The 25,757-nt window shown below is 58.1% G+C and carries 24 protein-coding genes; 15 read left to right on the top strand and 9 right to left on the bottom strand.

The annotated features are described in order from the left end of the window. The first annotated feature begins 44 nt into the window (after positions 1–44). Positions 45–806, top strand: coding sequence for a secretin N-terminal domain-containing protein (locus BK662_RS12690; protein WP_123358340.1), 762 nt, complete (start codon positions 45–47; stop codon positions 804–806). 510 nt (positions 807–1,316) lie between these two features. Next, positions 1,317–2,642: an isocitrate lyase gene (aceA, locus tag BK662_RS12685; protein ID WP_007905048.1), complete on the top strand. Its 1,326-nt coding sequence runs from the start codon at positions 1,317–1,319 to the stop codon at positions 2,640–2,642. A gap of 125 nt (positions 2,643–2,767) precedes the next feature. Here the strand turns inward: aceA and BK662_RS12680 are convergent, their stop codons facing one another. The 9 genes from BK662_RS12680 to BK662_RS34785 form a co-directional block, all read right to left on the bottom strand. Then, complete coding sequence (locus BK662_RS12680; protein ID WP_259695908.1) at positions 2,768–3,961, bottom strand: MFS transporter; 1,194 nt, start codon at positions 3,959–3,961, stop codon at positions 2,768–2,770. A 7-nt stretch (positions 3,962–3,968) separates the two neighbouring features. Then, positions 3,969–5,114 (bottom strand): pyridoxal phosphate-dependent aminotransferase, encoded by a 1,146-nt coding sequence (locus tag BK662_RS12675; protein ID WP_123358339.1) that lies wholly within the window; start codon positions 5,112–5,114, stop codon positions 3,969–3,971. Further along, entirely contained in the window at positions 5,111–5,854 is a 744-nt protein-coding gene (locus BK662_RS12670; RefSeq protein ID WP_123358338.1) for a class II aldolase/adducin family protein, read from the bottom strand. Before BK662_RS12670 ends, BK662_RS12675 begins: the two co-directional genes overlap by 4 nt. After that, positions 5,847–6,824: an NAD(P)-dependent oxidoreductase gene (locus tag BK662_RS12665; protein WP_123358423.1), complete on the bottom strand. Its 978-nt coding sequence runs from the start codon at positions 6,822–6,824 to the stop codon at positions 5,847–5,849. Before BK662_RS12665 ends, BK662_RS12670 begins: the two co-directional genes overlap by 8 nt. A gap of 62 nt (positions 6,825–6,886) precedes the next feature. Continuing rightward, positions 6,887–7,942 carry an ornithine cyclodeaminase family protein gene (locus BK662_RS12660; RefSeq protein ID WP_259695907.1) on the bottom strand — a complete coding sequence of 352 codons (1,056 nt, stop codon included), beginning with the start codon at positions 7,940–7,942 and terminating at the stop codon, positions 6,887–6,889. After that, positions 7,943–8,467 (bottom strand): MaoC family dehydratase, encoded by a 525-nt coding sequence (locus BK662_RS12655; RefSeq protein ID WP_123358336.1) that lies wholly within the window; start codon positions 8,465–8,467, stop codon positions 7,943–7,945. Between the two features lie 10 nt (positions 8,468–8,477). Next, positions 8,478–9,305: an HpcH/HpaI aldolase/citrate lyase family protein gene (locus tag BK662_RS12650; RefSeq protein ID WP_123358335.1), complete on the bottom strand. Its 828-nt coding sequence runs from the start codon at positions 9,303–9,305 to the stop codon at positions 8,478–8,480. Between the two features lie 9 nt (positions 9,306–9,314). Further along, complete coding sequence (locus BK662_RS12645; protein ID WP_123358334.1) at positions 9,315–10,553, bottom strand: aminotransferase class I/II-fold pyridoxal phosphate-dependent enzyme; 1,239 nt, start codon at positions 10,551–10,553, stop codon at positions 9,315–9,317. Positions 10,554–10,676: 123 nt separating this feature from the next. Further along, the gene (locus tag BK662_RS34785) at positions 10,677–10,853 is read right to left on the bottom strand and encodes a hypothetical protein (RefSeq protein ID WP_185047120.1); all 177 of its coding nucleotides are present in this window, start codon (positions 10,851–10,853) and stop codon (positions 10,677–10,679) included. Positions 10,854–10,879: 26 nt separating this feature from the next. Here BK662_RS34785 and BK662_RS12640 point away from each other — a divergent pair, with 26 nt between their 5' ends. The 13 genes from BK662_RS12640 to nuoM all read left to right on the top strand — a co-directional run bounded on the left by BK662_RS12640 (position 10,880) and on the right by nuoM (position 25,753). Continuing rightward, on the top strand, positions 10,880–11,641 hold the full coding sequence (locus BK662_RS12640) for an SDR family NAD(P)-dependent oxidoreductase (RefSeq protein ID WP_123358333.1): 762 nt from the start codon (positions 10,880–10,882) through the stop codon (positions 11,639–11,641). Positions 11,642–12,284: 643 nt separating this feature from the next. After that, positions 12,285–12,698: an NADH-quinone oxidoreductase subunit A gene (locus BK662_RS12635; RefSeq protein ID WP_007905050.1), complete on the top strand. Its 414-nt coding sequence runs from the start codon at positions 12,285–12,287 to the stop codon at positions 12,696–12,698. Between the two features lie 10 nt (positions 12,699–12,708). Next, positions 12,709–13,383 carry a NuoB/complex I 20 kDa subunit family protein gene (locus BK662_RS12630; protein ID WP_008014893.1) on the top strand — a complete coding sequence of 225 codons (675 nt, stop codon included), beginning with the start codon at positions 12,709–12,711 and terminating at the stop codon, positions 13,381–13,383. Positions 13,384–13,455: 72 nt separating this feature from the next. Beyond that, positions 13,456–15,240 (top strand): NADH-quinone oxidoreductase subunit C/D, encoded by a 1,785-nt coding sequence (gene nuoC / locus BK662_RS12625; protein ID WP_095053166.1) that lies wholly within the window; start codon positions 13,456–13,458, stop codon positions 15,238–15,240. Positions 15,241–15,242: 2 nt separating this feature from the next. Continuing rightward, positions 15,243–15,740: an NADH-quinone oxidoreductase subunit NuoE gene (nuoE, locus tag BK662_RS12620; RefSeq protein ID WP_030130919.1), complete on the top strand. Its 498-nt coding sequence runs from the start codon at positions 15,243–15,245 to the stop codon at positions 15,738–15,740. Beyond that, positions 15,737–17,092, top strand: a complete 1,356-nt coding sequence (gene nuoF / locus BK662_RS12615) for an NADH-quinone oxidoreductase subunit NuoF (RefSeq protein ID WP_123358332.1) — start codon at positions 15,737–15,739, stop codon at positions 17,090–17,092. The genes nuoE and nuoF overlap by 4 nt, the downstream gene beginning before the upstream one ends. Positions 17,093–17,230: 138 nt before the next feature. After that, positions 17,231–19,945, top strand: a complete 2,715-nt coding sequence (nuoG, locus tag BK662_RS12610) for an NADH-quinone oxidoreductase subunit NuoG (RefSeq protein ID WP_123358331.1) — start codon at positions 17,231–17,233, stop codon at positions 19,943–19,945. Further along, the gene (nuoH, locus tag BK662_RS12605; RefSeq protein WP_007905066.1) at positions 19,942–20,949 is read left to right on the top strand and encodes an NADH-quinone oxidoreductase subunit NuoH; all 1,008 of its coding nucleotides are present in this window, start codon (positions 19,942–19,944) and stop codon (positions 20,947–20,949) included. Before nuoG ends, nuoH begins: the two co-directional genes overlap by 4 nt. Before the next feature lie 12 nt (positions 20,950–20,961). After that, complete coding sequence (gene nuoI / locus BK662_RS12600) at positions 20,962–21,507, top strand: NADH-quinone oxidoreductase subunit NuoI (RefSeq protein ID WP_198044941.1); 546 nt, start codon at positions 20,962–20,964, stop codon at positions 21,505–21,507. A gap of 9 nt (positions 21,508–21,516) precedes the next feature. Then, on the top strand, positions 21,517–22,020 hold the full coding sequence (nuoJ, locus tag BK662_RS12595) for an NADH-quinone oxidoreductase subunit J (protein ID WP_008014904.1): 504 nt from the start codon (positions 21,517–21,519) through the stop codon (positions 22,018–22,020). Positions 22,021–22,022: 2 nt separating this feature from the next. After that, positions 22,023–22,331: an NADH-quinone oxidoreductase subunit NuoK gene (gene nuoK / locus BK662_RS12590; RefSeq protein WP_007946416.1), complete on the top strand. Its 309-nt coding sequence runs from the start codon at positions 22,023–22,025 to the stop codon at positions 22,329–22,331. Then, positions 22,328–24,181: an NADH-quinone oxidoreductase subunit L gene (gene nuoL, locus BK662_RS12585; protein WP_123358330.1), complete on the top strand. Its 1,854-nt coding sequence runs from the start codon at positions 22,328–22,330 to the stop codon at positions 24,179–24,181. The genes nuoK and nuoL overlap by 4 nt, the downstream gene beginning before the upstream one ends. A 39-nt stretch (positions 24,182–24,220) precedes the next feature. Then, positions 24,221–25,753, top strand: a complete 1,533-nt coding sequence (gene nuoM, locus BK662_RS12580) for an NADH-quinone oxidoreductase subunit M (protein WP_123358329.1) — start codon at positions 24,221–24,223, stop codon at positions 25,751–25,753. Positions 25,754–25,757: the final 4 nt, after the last annotated feature.

Genomic DNA, 25,757 nt, shown 5'->3' with positions numbered 1-25,757 from the left:
ACAAACTGGCAATATCAAGACTTTGAAGGCCGGAGATAACGGATATGTCCCTACGCACCCTGCTCACCACGCTGCTGCTGACCTGCAGTTTTTCGGTCATGGCCGCTACCGAGATCGTGCCCCTGAATTATCGCACCAGCGACGATCTGCTGCCGGTGGCGCAGAATTTCATCGGCAAGGACGGCCAGGTCAGCGCCTATGGCAATCAGCTGATTGTCAATGCAGAACAGCGCAGGATCGACGAACTTAAGGCCTTGATCAGCCAACTCGATGTGGCCGCCAAGCGCTTGCTGATCACCGTCGACACCAACGAAAACAACTTCCAGGGCGATCAGGGTTATTCGGTGAACGGTGCCAAGCCGAGCCAGACTCGCATCATCAACCGCAGCACCGACAGCCGCGACGGCGGTATACAGCAGGTTCAGGCCAGCGAAGGCACACCGGCACTGATCCAGGTCGGCCAGAGCGTACCGCTCACCAGCACCCAGACCGACAGCTATGGCGACCTGCGCAGCCAGACCGAATACCGCAATGTCACCCAAGGCTTCTACGTCACCGCCAGCGTCACCGGCGACATCGTTCATCTGGCAATCAGTACTAACCGTGACCGGATGAGCCAGGAACGTTCCGATGTAGTGAACGTGCAAAGTACCGACACAACTGTCAGCGGTCGACTGGGCGAGTGGATCACCCTGGCCGGCGTAAATCGCCAGACTCAGGCCGACAAACAGGGCCTGACCCGCAGCTACTCGACTCAAGGCCGGGATGACATGACTCTGCGGGTGAAAGTCGATACGTTGGACTAAAGCACCAAAAACTGACTGATTAGTCGTATTAGACCAAAGATGTAGTGCTTTAAAAAAAGCACTACAAAACGTTTGACGAGCCAAAAAAGCAAAGGCATGATGGCCTCGCTCCCGCTAATCAGAGGCCCTGGCAAGGGCTTTCGAGTCGCTGTTCGCACCTACCCCGCGAGCCGATTCGTGTCTGTACCGCCCACAAGGTGTGTTTGACGAGGTTGCCGACTGGAACGAAGTTGTCCCGAGGGACGGAAGCGTAATTAGGTAACCCGGCTCCACACTGAAGTTCGTACCAAGGCCCACGACGCCCGAATGCGCTCGCCAGTTCGCCCTTACCTGCTCACTTCCCCTCGAGCCCATCGTTCATCCCGTCGCCATCCCCGCCGAACCCGACTTGACCGCCTAAGCTTCTGGTCAGCGAGCAGCCTTTTACGCCCCTTTGAAATGCGTATTTGGCACACAGGAATTGTCCACCCAGAACCACTTTCGATTAAAGACGCGACGAGGTTTATCCCCATGGCACTGACACGCGAACAGCAAATTGCAGCCCTCGAAAAAGATTGGGCTGAAAACCCGCGCTGGAAAGGCGTGACACGCAATTACTCCGCTGCTGACGTCGTCCGCCTGCGTGGCTCGGTTCAACCTGAGCACACCTTTGCAAAAATGGGCGCCGACAAGCTTTGGAACCTGGTAACCCAGGGTGCCAAGCCGTCCTTCCGTCCTGAGAAAGATTTCGTCAACTGCATGGGCGCCCTGACCGGCGGCCAGGCTGTGCAACAAGTCAAGGCCGGTATCCAGGCGATCTACCTGTCGGGCTGGCAAGTGGCTGCGGACAACAACTCCGCCGAATCGATGTACCCGGATCAGTCGCTGTACCCGGTGGATTCGGTTCCGACCGTGGTCAAGCGCATCAACAACTCGTTCCGTCGCGCTGACCAGATCCAGTGGAAAGCCGGCAAGAACCCGGGCGACGAAGGTTACATCGACTACTTCGCCCCGATCGTGGCTGACGCCGAAGCCGGTTTCGGCGGCGTTCTGAACGCCTACGAGCTGATGAAGAGCATGATCGAAGCAGGCGCCGCCGGCGTTCACTTCGAAGACCAACTGGCTTCCGTGAAAAAATGCGGCCACATGGGCGGCAAGGTACTGGTTCCTACCCAGGAAGCCGTGCAGAAGCTGACCGCTGCTCGCCTGGCCGCTGACGTTGCCGGTACACCGACCATCATCCTGGCCCGTACCGACGCTAACGCAGCCGACTTGCTGACGTCCGATTGCGACCCGTACGACCAGCCATTCGTGACTGGCGAACGTACCCAGGAAGGCTTCTACAAAGTGCGCGCCGGTCTCGACCAGGCCATCGCTCGCGGCCTGGCCTACGCACCGTTCGCCGACCTGATCTGGTGCGAAACTGCCAAGCCGGATCTGGACGAGGCTCGTCGCTTCGCCGAAGCGATCAAAAAGGAATACCCGGACCAACTGCTGTCGTACAACTGCTCGCCTTCCTTCAACTGGAAGAAGAACCTGGACGACGCGACCATCGCCAAGTTCCAGCGCGAACTGTCCGCCATGGGCTACAAGCACCAGTTCATCACCCTGGCCGGCATTCACAACATGTGGCACAGCATGTTCAACCTGGCGCACGACTACGCCCGCAACGACATGACTGCCTACGTGAAGCTGCAAGAGCAAGAGTTCGCTGACGCTGCCAAGGGTTACACCTTCGTGGCTCACCAGCAGGAAGTGGGCACCGGCTACTTCGACGACATGACCACCGTGATTCAAGGTGGCACGTCCTCGGTGACCGCACTGACTGGTTCGACCGAAGAAGAACAGTTCCACTGATCTGCTTCTTATAAGCAAACGGCCCTTGCGGACCGAATAAAAAGCTAACCGCAAAGCCGCTCATCTGACGCCCCGACTGGTTCGGGGCGTTTTTTTGTCCGCGTTTTTTCCATCACTGCGCCGGATCATACTGAGGTCGCGTAGCGGTTCCTCCTGGCAGCAAGCAGAAGACAACCTCCCCCGAACAAGACGCCCAACAGCCCATAGATACTCCAGCTCAGCTGGAAACCGACCCCTGTGATCAACGAGGCGCCAATGCCTACGGACACCATCCTCGCCCCCGCCAGCAGGATCGGAATAAGGGAGAACAAACTGGCCTGGGTTTGCAATGTGGTTTTCTGCGCAATCAACGCAGTGACGTAGGTAACGCCGAGAATCTCACCCAGCGTCCAGAAAAACACAAACGAGAGGATCAGAATGGTCTGCTCGAAAAAGGCATAGGCGCCAAATCCGATACCGTAAAAAACCGCCGCCAGGGACAGATTGGTCAACGCCCCGAAACGCGACGTCAATGCAATCAGTGGTTGCGTCAACACGACCACCAGCAACGCATTCACGATACCTACCGCGCCGAACAGGCCGGCGGCCTTGCCCGCCGTCACCCCATCAAGCCATAGCGGCAATTGATATTCGCGCTGCGCATCCAGAACCGACAACACAAAGAACATCGCGCCCGCAACGATCACGATCCTTGGCACATCGACTAAAGCGCCAATGGAGGTCCTTCTGGCCTCAGTCATAGCGTTCTGGCGTTCCGGCAACGCCAGAAAGACACTCGCCAAAAGGCACAACACGCTGGCGACCATCGCAAACAGCACCAGATAGTGGCTGTCGAGGCCGAGCAAGTACCCACCGATCACGAACAGTAACGCGCCCCCCAGATTGCTGGCCAGGTGCAGATAGCCAAAAGAGGCGATGCGATTGCTTTCGTCCGCCGCCAAAGACGTAAGAACACTGAATACCGGCGTGATCAGGCCCGCGCACAGCATGAACAACAGCACCATCACAGTGGATGCGATCGACGAACCGAGCACGGCAGCGACCAACAAAAACAGCGATGAACAGGAAGAGGTACAAATCAAAAGTGTCCGGAAGGAACAACGACCGATCAGCGCCCCGCCCAATAGATTGCCCAGCAGATAAAACGCCGACATCAGCGTGATCACCCAGGCCACCGCCGAGCTGTCGAGCTGGTAGTGCCGCTGGAAAAACAGGGCAGCAAAAGGCCCCAACGCATTGGCCATGACGAACAGCAACCGGAGAAGAATGATATTGCGCATCCCTGCCGCCAGACCGATCCTTTTCAGCCACACCGTCACTTGAGGATCACCTTGATACTCCGCAAGTTCGCAACGCTGGCCTTTGGGCAATCCAGTACTTCAGTTTCACATCGCTCAAGCAAGCCGCACTGCAGCTCCCACGCAATAACGCCATCAGAAATGTTTTGAGATCCGACGACGAAGGAACGGCCACACGCAATAAATTGTTGAGCAGGCCAAAGCTGTGAGGGTATTGCGAACAGTTGCTTACGCGAATATTGGCCTGAGCGAAAGCGTTGGCCAGACGACCATCGCGCTCATCCTGTAGCAGCAGAAAATTCGTATCGCTCTCGTACACGACGATCGAGTTGGCCCGACAGACTTCGACAATTTCACTCTTGATCTGCGCGAGATTATCGTGCGCCTGCTGCAAGGCTTGCTGGTTCTGCAAACAGAACAACGCAGCTTTCACCGCCACATGGTTTACATCCCAAGGGCCGCGCACTTTCAACAGTTCACGGACTGATTCCGGTCGCATGACCACATACCCCAGCCGTAACCCGGCGAGACCGAAGTACTTGGAGAACGAACGAATGACAAATAGCTGCCTGACTGCGCCAAATGTATCCAGACACGATTGTTGCAGGTACTCAAAGTAGCATTCGTCAACGATCATCGGCTTGTCTTGCCTTACACAAGCCTCGACCAGAACTTTCAATTGCTCAGGATCGATGCGTACGCCCAGGGGGTTATTGGGGTTACACAGGATCAGTCCATGGCTGGTTTGCAAGGATTGGAGTACAGCCTCGGTGGGTAGCACGAATTTTTCGGCTTGCTTCTCGAACCCCACGATCACCGGCACCACGCCATTGACTTCGAGCATCTGGTAATAGAAGGAAAAAATCGGAGAAGGAACCACCACCCTGTCCCCTGGCGAAAACACTGACCGTATCACCAGATCGATGGCCTGATCCGCCCCATTGGTCAGCAGCAAACTGTCGGTCGAAACCTTGCAATACTGTGACAGTTCGTTAAGGAGAGGCTGATAATTGGGATAGGCGAACAGATCCTGGGGCTTCAATTCGTTGGCAATGAACCCTGCCAGAAACTTATGTAAAAACTGGTTTTCATTCAGATCCAGCAACACCGATGAAAGATCGCGCTCCGGCGCTTTCCATAATCCGGAACACGAGATGTGATCATGAAACTTCATTTGTGCATCCCTCCATAGATAATCTGTTCGCCAGCCGCATACATCTGCCTGACCTCTTCGCCGCTGGCATACACCACCGACTTCCCCGTGGCTGCCGACAAATACTGGCTGGTAATCAAACGGCTGATTTCCGCAGTGAATGCCACGGCACGATGAAACGCCTCGGACAGGTCGCGGCCAAAACAGGTAATGCCATGGCTGGGCATGACAATGCAGTTGGTGTCACTGGCGCAGCGGCCGATGGCACTGACATCCAGCTCTATATTCACACCTTCGCCCAGAATGCACGGCGGCTTGCCCATGACCAGTGCCGTGTCGTTCGACACGTACTCCATCTCACGCCACTGCATGACAGCGAAGAAGGAAATGACTTCATTGGGATGAAGATGCACCGTGGCATTGACATCAGCGCGACAGCGCATGATTTCCCGGTGCATCTGATGCCCCAGGCTGGGCCTGAAACGACCGTGCAAAAGCTCATCGGATTGCATATCCAGCACAGCCAGATGTTCAAGACCGCACTCTTCCAGGGAGACGCCGCGGTGTTTGGTGTAGATCACTTCGCGCTGCCAATACGGGCAGTGACAGCGTACGGCGATATTGCCCAGCGTATTGACCAATAGCTGTCGCGCCGCCAGGCGCTGACCGTATTGAACAATGCTGTTGCCGATCGTCACATCGAACCAGGCTGGCAACCCGGCTCGGGAAGGTTCGAGTCCCACACGCTTTAGTTCAGGCATTTCCTTTTGCCTCTCCCGATACGCAATCGGGATTAACCACCGTTTTGACTGTTTTTCCCTGTAGCAGACCGAGCATCGTTTCCAGGGCATTGGCCTTCAATTGCGCCAGAGAACGCTCGCTGTAAAAAGCGGCATGCGGTGTCAGTAACACACGCTCATGCTCGATCAAGGCCCGGGGAGGTGCCGGCTCCTCTTCCACGACATCCAGCAGTGCCATGGACACACCACCGGATTGCAGAGCCCGGAGCAAAGCATCGGTATCGACGAGGCCACCTCGCGCAGTATTGACCAGGGTCGCACCGCGTTTCATCCGCAAAAATCGCCCATCGTTCATCAAATGCGCTGTGTCCGGGGTAAGAGGCAGATGCAGCGATATGACATCGGCCGTATCGAGCAACGACTCCAGCGTGTCGCCCTGCGCAATACCTGCGACACAGCGCTCGACCCCAGGATCGTAAAAACGGATCCGGTAACCCAGGGCCGCCGCTCTGCGCGCCAATGCTCGCCCTGTTGCGCCATAACCGATCAACCCCAGGACCGTGTCTGCGCAGGCTTTGACCTCGCCGGTATGAGCTCGCCAGCTCCAGCCGCCCTGCCGGGTGTGTCTGGCGTAGTCGAGAAGCTTGCGCTGGGCGAAGAGGATCAACGCCAGGGCGTGCTCCGCGACTTCCTCCGCCCCCACAGAGCCGATGTTCGAACAAAGAATGCCTTTCGCGCTCAAAGCCTCGACATCCACATCATCAAGGCCAATGGTTGCCTTCACCAATGCGCGGCAACGATGCATCCTGGCAACCAATGGCGCGTCGATGACGACCGAATGAAAGGCGATGATCCCCTCGGCCCGGGCCAATTGTTCATCCGAGGGCCGGGATGTGACCTCAAGGCTATAGCGTCGATGCTCCGGACCCGGGACATACTCCCCGGGGTCGACATAATTCACTCTCTGCGAATCGATCATCAGAATATTCATGGGCATCTTTTCCCTCCCTGACCGGCAGCACCGCCGATTCAAAATTACTCACCTCGTGGCTCTCAGGCACTGAGGTAGTGGCACTGTTTGCCGATATGCCCCGACACGGCCGCGTCGTAGAGGCAGGCGGCAACCACCATGTCCTGACTGGCATGTCCAACGCTGCGGAAGTAACTCAGACCTTGTTTGCGGGTTGCCGGCGAAGGCTGCTCGATAGCCAAGGCACCAATCTCCTGAATGTCCTTGCGATCAATCACCGCCAACGCCAGCGCCTGGGCAATTTCGCCCGACTCACGGCATGCGGCGCCCGGATGATCAACATGAACCCGCGCATTGCCCAGTAACCGCGGATCGATTTCGCACGCCTGAGGTGTACTGCCACCAATGGCATTGATATGGGCATCGGGTTTGAGCTGATTCGCCCCAATCAAGGGCAGCGGGCTGTCATGGGAGGTCGTCGTGCAGACAATGTCCGCATCGGCCAGCGCCTCCTCCATCCGGTTCACGGCCTCTACCGGTAGCGAAAGCTCAATGGACAGGCGCTCGGCCAAAGCGACACTTCGGGCCAGGCAACGGGAAAATATCCTGATCTGGCCAAGATCCCTGATAGCAGCCATCGCCTTGATATGCGCAGCAGCCTGAGCCCCTGCGCCGATCACCGCCAGATCAAGCCGTATCCGAAGGCAGAGCTTGTCCGTCGCCAGCGCACTCATGGCACTGGTACGAATCGCCGTCAGGGCTGCACTGTCAAGCATCGCCAACAATTGCCCGCTTACGATATCGATCAACAAGACCGCACCATTGACCGCCGATAATCCGTGCACCGCGTTGCCGGGATGAAACGACGACACTTTGATGCCCAGCGTCTGGCTTCCGGGCAAAAAGGCCGGCATGAACAAAGAGAACGCTTTTTGTCGCTCGTGAGTGATGATCGAGCGCTGCGGAACCACGGGAGGTGAGAGCGCAAACCCCTGGTGGGCTTTTTCAAGTGCGCGGACAAGCGTTGGCAACTCGACACAACGCCCGATATCTTCGCGATTAAGAAGCAGCATGGCTTTTCCTTTTCCATCAACGCTTTTTGAAGTTACCAGCCATCCTCGAGCTGGCAGCACAGACATCTAGCCGACCGGGTAGTCCTGGGAATGCCCCTGCTTTGGAACCAGAAAGGTGCGCAGGTAAGTGATCACGGGGGTGCCATCCTGCTTACGCCCAATAACCCTGATGGTGACGATGCCCTGGCCGGGACGCGATCGGGATTCACGCTTGGAGACAACCTCGCTCTCGGCGTACAAGGTGTCGCCAACATAAACCGGATTGGGCAGACGAATTTCGTCCCAGCCCAGGTTTGCGATTGCCCGGGCACTCATGGTCGCTACCGTCATGCCGCTGATGATCGACAACGTCACCGAGCTGTTGACTAGCAACTTCTCGAATTCGGTGCGCTGGGCATAAGCAACGTCGATATGGGCTGGATGGTTGTTCATGTTCACCAGTGACTGCCAGATGTTGTCCAGCTCCGTCACAGTACGGCCGGGGCGGTGTTCGAACACATCACCCACTACAAACTCTTCGTAATGCAGGCCATAAGATTCACGGTAGCGGTTAGCATCGATCCGTACATGGGCCGGAATCATCGGTTCCATATCTTTCTCCTTAGAGACCCAGTTCCCGGGCGCGCTGGATAAGCTTCCTGGCTTGCTTCACAAACGGCGGCCCCACCATGAGGTTTTTCAACCGGGTGATTTTTTCCCCACTGTTCTGCGCAGCCTGCACAACTGCCAAGGCATGTTCGTACTCAGCGATGGATGGAGTGAATACATCATTGATGATGGGAATCTGCCTTGGGTGAATGGAGGTCTTGCCACTGAATCCCAACTCCCGGGTGTCCTGGCATTCCTTCAGCAGGCCCGCTTCGTCGTCGAGATTGAAGTAAGCGGTGTCGAACGCGGGAACACCCGCGGCGCTTGCGGCTGCGACGATGCTCCCGCGCGCATGCAGGATGTTGCTCCAGCCACCGATCTGCACGCCCAGACTGGCCGCATAGTCGGCGGAACCAAAGATCAGTCCGTCGGCACTTGATGCAATGGCGTAAATATCACGCAGACAGGTCGGTGTTTCGACGGTGACCAATATTTTCGGACTTTCTCCATTGCGATTTAAATTGGAGCGCACCACCTCTATCTCGGCCGCCGCTTCAGTCATTGCCAAGACGATAAATTCGGGCCGCTGTTCAAGCGACAGCACCAGCAGCAGATCGAGCAACCCTTGATTATCACGCAGAGGATTGATACGCAGTGCCGTACGCTGCGCAACAGGAGAGCGATAGAACTGTTCGACACACAACCGGGCTTCAGCTTTCCTGGTAAGCGGAACACCATCCTCCAGATCTATCACCATCACATCCGTCAGAGCACTTTTGGCATATTGCTCAGGGTGTAAGGCCGAGCAATACAGCAAACTTCTTGGTATAGGATTGGTCATCGTATCCTCTCAACCCTGGACAGGTTTCATGTTCAGACGGGACTCTTCGACTTCTGCCTGGACAGCAGAGCAGAAACTCCGAACATCTCCTTGGGACATGTCTGCACGCATCATCACGCGCAAACCGGACTTGTTCCTGGCCACGATGGGGAAGAATACTGCCGAGGTGTAATAGCCTCGTTTGAAGACCCCCTCGGAAACGCCAATCGCCATATCCGGACTGTCCAATGGAATAACCCGAATCGGTAGACCCGAGCCCGAGTGTTCCGTCTCAAACAAGCTGTCGAACAGACGAATATTGGCACAGAGTTTCTGCTGCAAAACGCCAAGCTCACTGGTCTGGTGAATATCCAGAGAAGCCATGGCCGCGCCTATAGCGGCGGGATTTACATATTGCGAATAGGACATAGGACCGCCAAAACGACGGAAAACACTTTGATAGTTGGCCTTCTCTGACATGAATATGCCGCCACCATTGGCGCCAAATGCCTTGGCCAATGAATAAACCAGCAGGGTCCGTGGATTGAGCTCAGGCATGAAAGTACGAACATAGCCCTCGCCCCGTTCGCCGTAGGCACTCAATGAGTGAGAGTCATCAAAGTAGAGAAACAACCCATACTTGTCCTGCAAATCCATCAGCCGCTCAATTGGTGCACTTCCCCCCATGCTGTAAGCACCGTCAGCAATATAAGCGACCAAAGGATGCCGCTTGCACATATCCTCAATGAAGTCGACGTCATTGTGATTGCAAGTGACAACCTGCGTTTCATCACCACAGATGGCCTTGACCTGGTTCAATGCGAAATGAGCATGCTTATCAAAAACCATCACAGGGCGCTGGCCATCAGTAAACATACCGGCTGCCAGCAGGGGCAGAGACGCGACGATGCCCGCGCTGCAAGAAGTCGCTGTAAATGCTCGACAATTGAAATGCGCAGACAAGGCGTCTTCCAGCTCATCGAGCTCTTTCAATCTTATTCTGATACGCGAGGTGGGCAAATTCACGGTACCGCAGCTCAATACATAGTCTGCGGCACGTCGCGCCAAACGCTCATCGACCTCAAGTCCCAAATATGAACAAGAGCACATATTCATGAACTCATGACCGCTCTGATCTTGCATGCGACCCTGTCGAGTATGCTCGACACTCAAATCGGTAAGCCCCGAATCTTGCGCAAGCGCCCAGGATGGATTACCGATTTCGACGGACTTAGCAGTATTTATATACTTGTTTTTTTGCTCTGGCATGCACGACCTCTTTTTATAAGAGCCTATATAACAGGATCATCCGAACAACCAACCCTCAGCCAACATCCAATACGCGCCAACTATTTAGCGGTTGATCCTACCTAATAAAAACTCTCCATTAGCTTAAAAAAACCACCCATTACCAACACTCAAGAAAAGCCCTTCACCAGAAAACGAATGACCTGTAGGAATCCTCTGAAAAACCATTGCATATCTTGAAACTGTAATAATCAGCTTTACTAAATCCTCCCGAAAATCAGATAAAACCAATTCCTCCGCTCGCAGCACGCGCGCGGCCATCAGACGTGTCCTGCAGAGAATCACTTATGAATGGAAGACTAAGAGGCAAACGCGCACTTGTGACTGGCGCATCGGCCGGTATTGGAAGAGCTATCGCCGAAACCTTCATTGCGGAGGGCGCCGATGTTTTCATTACCGCCCGTACCGATGAAACCGGGGCTCATGCAGTCATTGCGTTAGCTGAGCACCCTGGCCAGCGGGCCGGCTTCACAATCATGGATGCTGCTAGTACTAGTGCTGATGCACTTCTTGAGAAAGCGCATGCTGCCATCGGACCATTAGACATACTCGTCAATAACCCAGCCTTTATAACTCGCACTCCATTTCTGGAATTGAGCGAAGACGAATATGAACAGACTCTTGAAGTCAATCTCCGCTTTCCCTTCTTTATGACTCAATGCTTTGCAAAAGCCTGCATTGCTCGTAAACAGGGCGGCAGCATCATTAATATTTCATCGGTCAGCGCCTTCAGGGCGGTCAGCCGAATGTCAGCTTATCAGGCGAGCAAAGCAGCGCTGTCGATGCTCTCGCGAAGCTGCGCACTAGAACTGGCTCCCTATGGCATCAGAGTCAACACTATTTCACCCGGACTGACTGCGACCAGTGGTAACGCCAACCAGTGGCGGGACGCCCCGGAAATTTGGCAAAACAGAAAAAAGGACATTCCCATGCAGCGCGCCGGGATTCCTTCAGATATGGCCGGCGCTGCCATCCTTCTGGCATCTGATGAATCTTCATGGATGACCGGGGCCGACCTGGTCATCGACGGAGGTCACAGCTGCATATAGAGATGCCGGAACGAACGGCCGGTGCGGACCGAATAAAAAGCTGACCGCAAAGCCGCTCATCTGACGCCCCGACTGGTTCGGGGCGTTTTTTTGCCTGCGATTTAACAACCCCGCAAAACCCTGTGGGAGCGGGCTTGCCCGCGATGGCGACCTTTCAGCCAACATCTGCAGCGTCTGACACACCGCCATTGCGGGCAAGCCCGGCTCCCACAGGGATGAGTCAACCCACAAAATGCAGACAAAAACATTGATCCAGAGCGGTGTCGCGATCAGAAAAAGAGGGTAAAACGGGGGCGCCTGCTACTTGCAGTAACGCGCATATAAGACAACTTCGTGACCCTTTGCCCGTTAAACAGTTTGAAAACCACCTCAAACAATATTGATTATCATTTAGCGACGGCTATGTTCGTTACATTCCCTACAAAACATATTTGACAAAACCCCCGCTAATGCCCGAGCGGCATGGGCTACAGGGCTTTGGAGGCATGCTATGTCCTTATTCTTGTAAATAATTTCGCTATCGGAATTTTACTTGCTCGGTGTTTAGCCATAAAATCACCGCGATTGATTGCTGCGACATATCGTCACTGCTTTGTTTCTTTTCAAGCTCAGAGACCTTTGCTCTCTGTTAAGGATTACCAGCATGCCCGAAGCGACCGGACTCATGGCCCACAACTGGGGCTTTGCCATTTTCCTTCTGGGTGTCGGCGGCCTTTGCGCCTTCATGCTCGGCGTCTCCAGCCTCCTCGGGTCAAAAGCCTGGGGCCGCAGCAAAAACGAACCGTTCGAGTCCGGCATGCTACCTACCGGTGGCGCCCGCTTGCGGCTCTCAGCCAAATTCTATCTGGTCGCGATGCTCTTCGTGATCTTCGATATCGAAGCCCTTTTTCTCTTTGCCTGGTCTGTGTCCGTCCGCGAAAGCGGCTGGACCGGATTCGTCGAAGCTCTCGTTTTCATAGCAATTCTGTTGGCAGGTCTTGTCTACCTATTCCGAGTGGGCGCCCTTGACTGGGCTCCGGAAGCTCGTCGTAAGCGGCAAGCGAAGCTGAAACAATGAGGCTTTGGCAATGCAATACAATCTCACCAGGATCGACCCCGATGCTCCTAACGAGCAGTATCCGATTGGCAAACGGGAAACCGTTTCCGATCCGTTAGAAGATCAAGTCCACAAAAACATTTTCATGGGCAAGCTCGAAGACGTGCTCAACGGCACGATCAACTGGGGGCGCAAGAACTCCCTGTGGCCGTATAACTTCGGTCTTTCGTGCTGCTACGTGGAAATGACCACCGCCTTCACGGCGCCCCACGACATCGCGCGCTTTGGCGCCGAGGTTATCCGGGCATCGCCGCGTCAGGCGGATTTCATGGTTATCGCCGGTACCTGCTTCATCAAGATGGCGCCGATCATTCAGCGTCTCTACGAGCAAATGCTCGAGCCTAAATGGGTCATTTCCATGGGTTCGTGCGCCAACTCCGGTGGCATGTACGACATCTACTCCGTCGTTCAAGGGGTGGACAAGTTCCTGCCCGTGGACGTCTACGTGCCTGGCTGCCCGCCCCGCCCTGAAGCTTTTCTGCAAGGCTTGATGCTGTTGCAGGAGTCGATTGGCCAGGAGCGTCGCCCACTTTCCTGGGTCGTTGGCGATCAAGGCGTTTACCGCGCCGAGATGCCTTCACAAAAGGAACAGCGCCGCGAACAGCGTATTCAGGTAACCAACCTGCGCAGCCCCGACGAAGTCTGATCCAGATCTGTTCTTACAAAGAAACGAGAAACTGGCTTCATTCTTTACGTTGACCGAAAGCGATAAATAACCATGACTACAGGCAGTGCTCTGTACATCCCGCCTTATAAGGCAGACGACCAGGATGTGGTCGTCGAACTGAACAATCGTTTTGGCCCGGAGGCGTTCACCGCCCAGCCAACCCGCACCGGCATGCCGGTGCTTTGGGTTGCCCGCGCCAAACTCGTCGAAGTCCTGACCTTCCTGCGCAACCTGCCCAAGCCGTACGTCATGCTCTATGACCTGCACGGCGTGGACGAACGTCTGCGCACCAAGCGTCAAGGGCTGCCAAGCGGCGCCGACTTCACTGTGTTCTATCACTTGATGTCGATCGAACGTAATAGTGACGTAATGATCAAGGTCGCCTTGTCCGAGAGCGACCTCAGCGTGCCGACCGTTACCGGTCTTTGGCCGAACGCCAACTGGTACGAGCGTGAAGTGTGGGACATGTACGGCATCAACTTTGCCGGTCACCCGCACCTGACCCGCATCATGATGCCGCCGACCTGGGAAGGTCACCCGCTGCGCAAGGACTTCCCGGCCCGTGCCACCGAGTTCGACCCGTTCAGCCTGACCCTGGCCAAGCAACAGCTTGAGGAAGAAGCCGCGCGCTTCAAGCCTGAAGACTGGGGCATGAAGCGTTCCGGGCCGAACGAGGACTACATGTTCCTCAACCTGGGTCCGAACCACCCTTCGGCGCACGGTGCTTTCCGTATCATCCTGCAGCTGGACGGCGAAGAGATCGTCGACTGCGTGCCGGACGTCGGTTACCACCACCGTGGTGCCGAGAAGATGGCCGAGCGTCAGTCCTGGCACAGCTTCATTCCGTACACCGACCGTATCGACTACCTCGGCGGCGTGATGAACAACCTGCCGTACGTGCTCTCGGTCGAGAAGCTGGCCGGCATCAAGGTGCCCGAGAAGGTCGACGTCATCCGCATCATGATGGCCGAGTTCTTCCGGATCACCAGCCACCTGCTGTTCCTGGGGACTTACATCCAGGACGTCGGCGCCATGACCCCGGTGTTCTTCACCTTCACCGACCGCCAGAAGGCGTACACGGTGATCGAAGCCATCACCGGTTTCCGTCTGCACCCGGCCTGGTACCGCATCGGTGGTGTCGCCCACGACCTGCCGCGCGGCTGGGAAAAACTGGTCAAGGACTTCGTCGAGTGGATGCCAAAGCGTCTGGACGAATACCAGAAAGCCGCCCTGGACAACAGCATCCTGCGTGGCCGCACCATCGGTGTCGCCGACTACAACACCAAAGAGGCCCTGGAATGGGGTGTTACCGGTTCCGGCCTGCGCGCCACCGGTTGCGATTTCGACCTGCGTAAGGCACGCCCGTACTCCGGCTACGAGAACTTCGAATTCGAAGTCCCGCTGGCGGCCAATGGCGATGCCTACGACCGTTGCATCGTTCGCGTCGAAGAAATGCGCCAGAGCATCAAGATCATCGAGCAGTGCATGCGCAACATGCCGGAAGGCCCGTACAAGGCGGATCATCCGCTGACCACGCCGCCGCCCAAAGAGCGCACGCTGCAGCACATCGAGACCCTGATCACGCACTTCCTGCAAGTTTCGTGGGGCCCGGTCATGCCGGCCAACGAATCCTTCCAGATGATCGAAGCGACCAAGGGCATCAACAGTTATTACCTGACGAGCGATGGCGGCACCATGAGCTACCGCACCCGGATTCGTACCCCAAGCTTCCCGCACCTGCAGCAGATCCCTTCGGTGATCAAAGGCAGCATGGTCGCGGACTTGATCGCGTACCTGGGTAGTATCGATTTCGTTATGGCCGACGTGGACCGCTAAGCATGAACAGCCCGCTTATCCAGACAGACCGTTTCGCCCTGAGCGAAACCGAGCGCTCGGCCATCGAGCACGAGTTGCATCACTACGAAGACCCGCGCGCGGCGTCGATCGAAGCCCTGAAGATCGTTCAGAAGGAACGTGGCTGGGTGCCTGACGGCGCGCTCTACGCCATCGGCGAGATCCTCGGCATTCCGGCCAGCGACGTTGAAGGGGTGGCGACGTTCTACAGCCAGATCTTCCGTCAGCCCGTGGGCCGTCACATCATTCGCGTCTGCGACAGCATGGTCTGCTACATCGGTGGCCACGAGTCGGTGGTCAGCGAAATCCAGAGCAAGCTGGGCATCGGCCTGGGTCAGACCACCGTCGACGGTCGTTTCACCCTGCTGCCGGTCTGCTGCCTCGGCAACTGTGACAAGGCGCCGGCGCTGATGATCGACGACGACACGTTCGGTGATGTGCAGCCTGCCGGCGTTGCCAAATTGCTCGAGGGCTACGTATGACCCTGACTTCCTTTGGTCCAGCCAACCGCATCAAGCGTTCGGCCGAGACTCACCCGCTCACCTGGCGTCTGCGTGACGACGGCGAAGCCGTATGGCTCGACGAATACCAGGCCAAGAACGGTTACGCCGCTGCGCGCAAGGCCTTCGCCGACATGGCCCAGAACGACATCGTCCAGACCGTGAAAGACTCCGGCCTCAAGGGCCGCGGCGGTGCAGGCTTCCCCACGGGCGTGAAGTGGGGCCTGATGCCCAAGGACGAATCCATCAACATCCGTTACCTGCTGTGCAACGCGGATGAGATGGAGCCGAACACCTGGAAAGACCGCATGCTGATGGAGCAACTGCCCCATCTGCTGATCGAAGGCATGCTGATCAGTGCTCGCGCGCTGAAAACCTATCGTGGCTACATCTTCCTGCGTGGCGAATACACCACCGCCGCCAAGCACCTGAACCGTGCCGTGGAAGAAGCCAAGGCAGCAGGCCTGCTGGGTAAAAACATCCTGGGCAGCGGCTTCGATTTCGAGCTGTTCGTGCACACCGGTGCCGGGCGTTATATCTGCGGTGAAGAAACCGCACTGATCAACTCCCTCGAAGGCCGCCGCGCCAACCCGCGCTCCAAGCCGCCCTTCCCTGCCGCCGTGGGCGTGTGGGGCAAGCCGACTTGCGTGAACAACGTTGAAACCCTGTGCAACGTACCGGCGATCATTGCCGACGGCGTGGACTGGTACAAATCGTTGGCCCGCGAAGGCAGCGAAGACATGGGCACCAAGCTCATGGGCTTCTCCGGCAAGGTCAAGAACCCTGGCCTGTGGGAGTTGCCGTTCGGCGTCACCGGTCGCGAGTTGTTCGAAGACTACGCCGGCGGCATGCGCGACGGTTGCAAGCTCAAGTGCTGGCAGCCAGGCGGCGCCGGTACCGGTTTCCTGTTGCCGGAACACCTGGACGCACAAATGTATGCCGGCGGCATCGCCAAAGTGGGCACCCGTATGGGTACCGGCCTGGCCATGGCGGTGGACGACAGCGTCAACATGGTGTCCTTGCTGCGCAATATGGAAGAGTTCTTCTCCCGCGAATCCTGTGGCTTCTGCACCCCGTGCCGTGACGGTCTGCCGTGGAGCGTCAAGCTGCTGCGCGCGATCGAGAATGGTGAAGGGCAAGCCGGCGATATCGAGACCCTGCTGGGTCTGGTCGGTTTCCTCGGCCCGGGCAAGACCTTCTGTGCTCACGCACCGGGTGCCGTGGAGCCGTTGGGCAGCGCCATCAAATACTTCCGTCCAGAGTTCGAAGCCGGCATCGCGCCCACCAGCGCCGTCGTCCCGCCTCTGGCAAAGCCGATCGTAGTCGGCGCGTAAACGCTTAAAAAAGGCGAAGGGTCCGTGCCCTTCGTCTTCTCGTGTGATGACGCCGTAAACGGCTGTGTTGATTCACGCGAATAACAAGATTCCATTAGCCACGCCCGCTGACACCGGGCCAACGAAGAACTTTGAACCATGGCCACTATCCACGTAGACGGCAAAGAGCTCGAAGTCGATGGGGCAGACAACCTGTTACAGGCGTGTCTGTCGCTAGGCCTCGATATCCCTTATTTCTGCTGGCACCCAGCCCTTGGCAGCGTTGGCGCTTGCCGCCAGTGCGCGGTCAAGCAGTACACCGACGAGAACGACAAGCGTGGTCGGATCGTCATGTCCTGCATGACCCCCGCCACCGACGGCAGCTGGATCTCCATCGACGACGAAGAAGCGAAAGTGTTTCGCGCCAGCGTCGTTGAATGGTTGATGACCAACCACCCTCACGACTGCCCGGTCTGTGAGGAAGGCGGTCACTGCCACCTGCAAGACATGACGGTGATGACCGGCCACAACGAGCGCCGCTATCGCTTCACCAAGCGTACCCACCAGAACCAGCAACTGGGCCCGTTCATTTCCCACGAAATGAACCGCTGCATCGCTTGCTATCGCTGCGTGCGCTTCTATAAGGACTACGCCGGCGGTACCGACCTGGGCGTATTCGGTGCTCACGACAACGTGTACTTCGGTCGCGTTGAAGACGGCACCCTCGAAAGCGAGTTCTCCGGCAACCTCACCGAGGTCTGCCCGACCGGTGTGTTCACTGACAAGACTCACTCCGAGCGCTACAACCGTAAGTGGGACATGCAGTTCTCGCCGAGCATCTGCCATGGCTGCTCCAGCGGTTGCAACATTTCCCCGGGCGAGCGTTACGGCGAACTGCGTCGCATCGAAAACCGTTTCAACGGTTCGGTGAACCAGTACTTCCTGTGCGACCGTGGCCGTTTCGGCTATGGCTACGTCAACCGCGAAGACCGCCCGCGTCAGCCACTGCTGGCCAACGGCGCCAAGCTGGGCCTCGACGAAGCGCTGGATAAAGCCGCTGATCTGCTGCGCGGTCGCAACATCGTCGGTATTGGTTCGCCACGCGCCAGCCTCGAAAGCAACTACGCGTTGCTTGAACTGGTCGGCGCCGAGCACTTCTACTCCGGTATCGAAGCCGCTGAGCTTGAGCGCATTCGTCTGGTTGTACAGGTGCTCAAAGACAGCCCGCTGCCGATCCCGAACATGCGCGACATCGAAGATCACGATGCGATTTTCGTCCTCGGCGAAGACCTGACCCAGACCGCTGCGCGCATGGCCCTGGCCCTGCGTCAATCGGTCAAGGGCAAGGCCGAAGACATGGCCGACGCCATGCGCGTTCAGCCGTGGCTCGATGCCGCGGTGAAGAACATCGGTCAGAACGCGCTGAACCCGCTGTTCATCGCCAGCCTGGCTGAAACCAAGCTCGACGACGTGGCTGAAGAATGCGTTCACGCAGCTCCCGACGACCTGGCCCGCATCGGTTTCGCCGTGGCTCACGCCCTCGATGCCAGCGCGCCGGCCGTTGAAGGCCTGGACGCTGAAGCCCTCGAACTGGCTCAGCGCATCGCCAACGCCCTGCTCGCTGCCAAGCGTCCATTGATCATTGCCGGTACCTCGCTGGGTTCCAAGGCGCTGATCGAAGCCGCAGCGAACATCGCCAAGGCCCTGAAGCTGCGCGAGAAGAACGGTTCCATCAGCCTGATCGTGCCAGAGGCCAACAGCCTCGGCCTGGCCATGCTCGGTGGTGATTCGGTCGACGCAGCCCTGCAAGCGGTGATCGACGGTAAGGCCGACGCCATCGTCGTGCTGGAAAACGATCTGTACACCCGCACCGACAAAGCCCTTGTCGACGCGGCCCTGAACGCCGCGAAAGTGGTGATCGTGGCGGACCATCAGAAGACCGCCACCAGCGATCGCGCGCACCTGGTTCTGCCAGCCGCCAGCTTCGCGGAAGGCGACGGTACGCTGGTCAGCCAGGAAGGCCGCGCCCAGCGTTTCTTCCAGGTATTCGACCCGACTTACCTCGACGCAAGCATTCTGGTTCACGAAGGCTGGCGCTGGCTGCATGCCCTGCGTTCGACCCTGCTGAACCAGCCGATCGACTGGACCCAACTGGACCACGTCACCGCTGCCGTTGCTGCGAGCAAACCGCAACTGGCGCGCATCGTCGATGCCGCACCGTCCGCTGCGTTCCGTATCAAAGGCCTGAAACTGGCTCGCGAACCGCTGCGTTACAGCGGCCGGACCGCCATGCGCGCCGACATCAGCGTGCATGAACCGCGTACTTCCCAGGACAACGACACCGCGTTCTCGTTCTCCATGGAAGGTTACTCGGGCTCGGTCGAACCGCGTCAGCAAGTACCATTCGCCTGGTCTCCGGGCTGGAACTCGCCGCAAGCCTGGAACAAGTTCCAGGACGAAGTCGGTGGTCACATCCGCGCTGGCGACCCGGGCACTCGCTTGATCGAAAGCACCGGTGATTCGCTGAACTGGTTCGCCAGTGTTCCGCGCGCGTTCAACCCGGCTCCGGGCACCTGGCAGGTCGTGCCGTTCTTCCACCTGTTCGGCAGCGAAGAGAACTCTTCCAAAGCCGCGCCGGTGCAAGAACGCATTCCAGCTGCTTACCTGTCGCTGGCCAAGTCCGAAGCCGATCGCCTGGGTGTCAATGACGGTGCCCTGCTGAGCCTGAACGTAGCCGGCCAGACCTTGCGTCTGCCGCTGCGCATCAACGAAGAGCTGGGTGCCGGTCTGGTCGCATTGCCGGCCGGTATCGCTGGCATTCCGCCCGCGATCTTTGGCAAATCCGTTGATGGTCTGCAGGAGGCAGCGCTATGACCTTGTTCACTCCTGAAGTGATCGACGTAATCATCGCGGTCCTCAAGGCCATCGTGATTCTGCTCGCCGTGGTGGTGTGCGGCGCGCTGCTGAGCTGGGTCGAGCGTCGTCTGCTCGCCCTCTGGCAGGACCGTTACGGTCCGAACCGCGTCGGCCCGTTCGGCGCGTTCCAGATTGCGGCCGACATGATCAAGATGTTCTTCAAGGAAGACTGGACCCCGCCGTTCGCCGACAAAGTGATCTTCACCTTGGCACCGGTCGTGGCCATGAGCGCCCTGCTGATTGCCTTCGCGATCATCCCGATCACCCCGACCTGGGGCGTGGCGGATATCAACATCGGCATTCTGTTCTTCTTCGCCATGGCGGGTCTGTCGGTCTACGCGGTGCTGTTCGCCGGCTGGTCGAGTAACAACAAGTTCGCCCTGTTGGGCAGCTTGCGGGCCTCGGCACAAACCGTGTCGTACGAAGTGTTCATGGGCCTGTCGCTGATGGGCATCGTGATCCAGGTCGGCTCGTTCAACATGCGCGACATCGTTGAATACCAGGCGCAGAACCTGTGGTTTGTCATTCCGCAAATCTTCGGTTTCCTGACCTTCTTCATCGCTGGCGTCGCCGTGACTCACCGTCACCCGTTCGACCAACCGGAAGCGGAACAGGAACTGGCCGACGGTTACCACATTGAATACGCCGGCATGAAATGGGGCATGTTCTTCGTCGGTGAATACATCGGCATCGTGCTGATTTCGGCGCTGCTGGTGACGTTGTTCTTCGGTGGCTGGCACGGTCCGTTCGGCATTCTGCCGCAGATCCCGTTCATCTGGTTCGCACTGAAAACCGCGTTCTTCATCATGTTCTTCATCCTGCTGCGCGCCTCGATTCCGCGCCCACGGTATGACCAAGTGATGGATTTCAGCTGGAAGTTCTGCCTGCCGCTGACCCTCGTCAACATGCTGGTGACCGCTGCGGTCGTGTTGCTCAACACGCCCGCCGTCGCGGCTCAGTGAGGATAGAGAATCATGAAGTACATTTTTGACATCGTGCATGGCTTCTTCACCCAGCTTCGCAGCCTGGTGATGATCTTCGGCCACGCCTTCCGCAAGCGCGACACGCTGCAGTACCCGGAAGAAGCCGTGTACCTGCCGCCGCGCTTCCGTGGACGTATCGTGCTGACCCGCGACCCCGACGGCGAAGAACGTTGTGTAGCCTGCAACCTGTGCGCCGTGGCGTGCCCGGTGGGTTGCATCTCGCTGCAGAAAGCTGAAACCGACGACGGTCGCTGGTACCCGGAGTTTTTCCGTATCAACTTCTCGCGCTGCATTTTCTGCGGCCTCTGCGAGGAAGCCTGCCCGACCACCGCGATCCAGCTGACACCGGATTTCGAGATGGCCGAGTTCAAACGTCAGGACCTGGTGTACGAGAAAGAAGATCTGTTGATCTCCGGCCCCGGCAAAAACCCTGATTACAACTTCTATCGTGTTGCAGGTATGGCGATTGCCGGTAAGCCAAAAGGCTCCGCGCAGAATGAAGCCCAGCCGATCAACGTGAAGAGCTTGCTGCCTTAAGGAAGAAAGATGGAATTCGCTTTCTATTTCGCATCGGGTATCGCTGTTGTGTCCACGCTTCGCGTGATCACCAACACCAACCCCGTGCACGCCCTGCTCTACCTGATCATTTCGCTGATCGCCGTGGCCATGACGTTCTTCGCCCTCGGCGCACCGTTTGCCGGTGTACTGGAAGTGATCGCCTACGCTGGCGCCATCATGGTGCTGTTCGTGTTCGTGGTGATGATGCTGAACCTGGGCCCGGCCTCGGTTCAGCAAGAGCGCGTCTGGCTCAAGCCCGGTATCTGGCTGGGCCCGGTCGCACTCGGCGCCCTGCTGCTGGCTGAACTGCTGTACGTGCTGTTCGCCCATCAGAGTGGCCAGGCCATCGGCCACACCACCGTAGACGCCAAGGCCGTGGGCATCAGCCTGTTCGGTCCTTATCTGCTGGTGGTCGAACTCGCCTCGATGCTGCTGCTCGCCGCAGCCGTCACGGCGTTCCACTTGGGCCGCAACGAAGCCAAGGAGCAATGACGATGCCTGCTATCCCTATGGAGCATGGTCTGGCGGTTGCCGGCATCCTGTTCTGCCTCGGTCTGGTCGGCCTGATGGTCCGGCGCAACATTCTTTTCGTGCTGATGAGCCTGGAGGTCATGATGAATGCCTCCGCGTTGGCGTTCATCGTTGCCGGTAGCCGCTGGGCGCAGCCGGATGGACAGATCATGTTCATCCTGGTGATCAGCCTGGCAGCCGCCGAGGCCAGTATTGGCCTGGCGATTCTGTTGCAGCTGTATCGCCGCTTCCACACTCTCGATATCGACGCTGCCAGCGAGATGCGCGGATGAACCTTCTCTATCTGACTTTCGTATTCCCTCTCATAGGTTTCCTGCTGCTGGCGTTCTCACGCGGTCGCTGGTCGGAAAACCTTTCGGCGCTGATCGGCGTCGGCTCCATTGGCCTGTCGGCAATCGTCACTGCTTACATCATCTGGCAGTTCAACGTTGCGCCACCTGAAGGCGGTCACTACACCCACGTGTTGTGGCAGTGGATGGCGGTAGAAGGCTTCACGCCTAACTTCGCGCTGTACCTGGATGGTCTGTCACTGACCATGCTCGGTGTGGTGGTCGGCGTGGGCTTCCTGATCCACCTGTTCGCGTCCTGGTACATGCGCGGTGAAGCCGGTTACTCGCGCTTCTTCGCCTACACCAACCTGTTTATCGCCAGCATGCTGTTCCTGGTCCTGGCCGATAACCTGCTGTTCGTGTACTTCGGCTGGGAAGGCGTGGGCCTGTGCTCGTACCTGTTGATCGGTTTCTACTACAGCAACCGCAACAACGGTAACGCGGCACTCAAAGCCTTCATCGTGACCCGCGTCGGCGACGTGTTCATGGCCATCGGCCTGTTCATCCTGTTCCAACAGCTGGGCACGCTGAACATCCAGGAACTGCTGGTCAAGGCGCCTGAGCACTTCAAGGCCGGTGACTTCTGGATCGTTCTGGCGACCCTGATGCTGCTGGGCGGCGCTGTCGGTAAATCCGCGCAACTGCCGCTGCAAACCTGGCTGGCGGATGCGATGGCCGGCCCGACTCCGGTTTCGGCACTGATCCACGCCGCGACCATGGTGACCGCCGGTGTCTACCTGATCGCCCGTACCCACGGTCTGTTCGCCCTGGCGCCGGATATCCTGCACCTGGTGGGTGTTGTCGGTGGCGTGACGCTGGTGCTGGCAGGTTTTGCCGCACTGGTTCAGACCGACATCAAACGTATCCTCGCCTACTCGACCATGAGCCAGATCGGCTACATGTTCCTGGCCCTGGGCGTAGGTGCGTGGGACGGCGCGATTTTCCACCTGATGACTCACGCGTTCTTCAAGGCGCTGTTGTTCCTTGCATCCGGTGCGGTGATCGTTGCCTGCCACCACGAGCAGAACATCTTCAAGATGGGCGGCCTGTGGAAGAAACTGCCACTGGCCTACGCCAGCTTCATCGTCGGCGGCGCGGCCCTGGCGGCCTTGCCTCTGGTAACCGCGGGCTTCTACTCCAAGGATGAAATCCTCTGGGAAGCGTTCGCCAGCGGTAACCAGGGTCTGCTTTATGCAGGTCTGGTCGGTGCCTTCATGACGTCGCTGTACACCTTCCGCCTGATCTTCATCGCGTTCCACGGTGAAGCGAAGACCGAAGCGCATGCCGGTCACGGTATCTCTCACTGGCTGCCACTGTCGGTGCTGATCGTACTGTCGACGTTCGTCGGCGCGATGATCGTTCCGCCGCTGCACGGTGTACTGCCCCAAAGCGTCGGCCATGCCGGCGGCGAAGCCAAGCACAGTCTGGAAATCGCCTCGGGCGCCATTGCCCTGGCCGGTATCCTGCTGGCCGCGCTGCTGTTCCTCGGCAAGCGTCGCTTCGTCACCGCCGTCGCCAACAGCGGCGTCGGCCGCTTCCTTTCGGCCTGGTGGTTCGCTGCCTGGGGCTTCGACTGGATCTACGACAAACTGTTCGTCAAGCCTTACCTTGCGATCAGCCATGTACTGCGCAAAGACCCGCTCGACCAGACTATCGGTCTGATCCCGCGTATGGCCAAAGGCGGTCACACCGCCCTGAGCCGCACCGAGACCGGTCAATTGCGTTGGTATGCCGCCTCGATGGCTGCTGGTGCCGTGCTGGTAATCGGCGCCGTCGTGCTGGTAGCGGTCTGATATGAACCTTGCGAACTTGCGAAAGGAAACGAGCCCGTCATGATTCTGCCTTGGCTAATCCTGATCCCCTTCATCGGCGGCCTGCTGTGCTGGATGGGTGAGCGCTTCGGCGCTACCCTCCCCCGCTGGATTGCGCTGATCACCATGTCCCTGCTGCTCTCCCTCGGCCTCTGGCTGTGGGCCAACGGTGACTATTCATTTGCTCCGGCGCCTGGCGCCGATCCGACCTGGGTGATTGAGTTCAAACACGTCTGGATCCAGCGTTTCGGCATCAACGTGCATCTGGCCCTCGACGGCCTGTCGCTGTTGATGATCCTGCTGACCGGCCTGCTGGGTGTCCTCTCGGTACTCTGCTCGTGGAAAGAGATCCAGCGTCACGTGGGCTTCTTCCACCTGAACCTGATGTGGATCCTGGGCGGTGTCGTCGGTGTGTTCCTCGCCCTCGACCTGTTCATGTTCTTCTTCTTCTGGGAAATGATGCTGGTGCCGATGTACTTCCTCATCGCGCTCTGGGGTCACAGTTCTTCGGACGGCAAGAAAACCCGGATCTACGCGGCGACCAAGTTCTTCATCTTCACTCAGGCTTCCGGCCTGATCATGTTGGTGGCGATCCTGGGTCTGGTACTGGTCAACTTCAACGACACCGGCGTGATTACCTTCAACTACGCCGATCTGTTGAAGACCAAGATGTCGATGACCACCGAGTACATTCTGATGCTCGGCTTCTTCATCGCCTTCGCGGTCAAGCTGCCAGTGGTGCCGTTCCACTCCTGGTTGCCTGACGCTCACGCCCAGGCGCCGACCGCGGGTTCCGTGGACCTGGCCGGTATCTTGTTGAAGACTGCTGCGTATGGCCTGCTGCGTTTCGCCCTGCCGCTGTTCCCGAATGCCTCGGCCGAGTTCGCGCCGTTCGCCATGACCCTGGGTCTGATCGGGATCTTCTACGGTGCGTTCCTGGCCTTCGCGCAAACCGACATCAAGCGTCTGATCGCCTTCTCGTCCGTTTCCCACATGGGCTTCGTGCTGATCGGCATCTACTCTGGCAGCCAACTGGCGCTGCAGGGCGCAGTGATGCAGATGCTGGCGCACGGTCTGTCGGCCGCGGCACTCTTTATCCTCTCCGGTCAGCTGTACGAGCGTACCCACACCCGCGATATGCGTGAGATGGGTGGCCTGTGGTCGAAGATTGCCTACCTGCCGGCTTTGAGCCTGTTCTTCGCCGCCGCGTCGCTGGGCTTGCCGGCGACCGGTAACTTTGTCGGTGAGTTCCTGATCCTGATCGGTACCTTCGCCAGCGCCCCATGGATCACTGTGATCGCGACGTCCGGCCTGGTGTTCGGTTCGGTCTACTCGCTGATCATGATCCACCGTGCCTACTTCGGCCCGTCGAAATCGGACGCGGTGTTGCATGGCATGGACGGTCGCGAACTGATCATGGTGGTTGGACTTGCGGCGCTGCTGATCTACATCGGCGTGTACCCGCAGCCGTTCCTCGATACCTCTGCCGCGACGATGCATGGCGTGCAGCAGTGGCTCGGCACCGCCTTCACTCAACTCGCTTCGGCCCGGTAAGAGC

The sequence above is a fragment of the Pseudomonas frederiksbergensis genome, from assembly GCF_003732275.1.
Classification (GTDB): Bacteria; Pseudomonadota; Gammaproteobacteria; order Pseudomonadales; family Pseudomonadaceae; genus Aquipseudomonas; species Aquipseudomonas frederiksbergensis_H.
The sequence above is the reverse complement of the archived record's forward strand: the minus strand, read 5'-3'. Positions and strand labels throughout refer to the sequence as shown.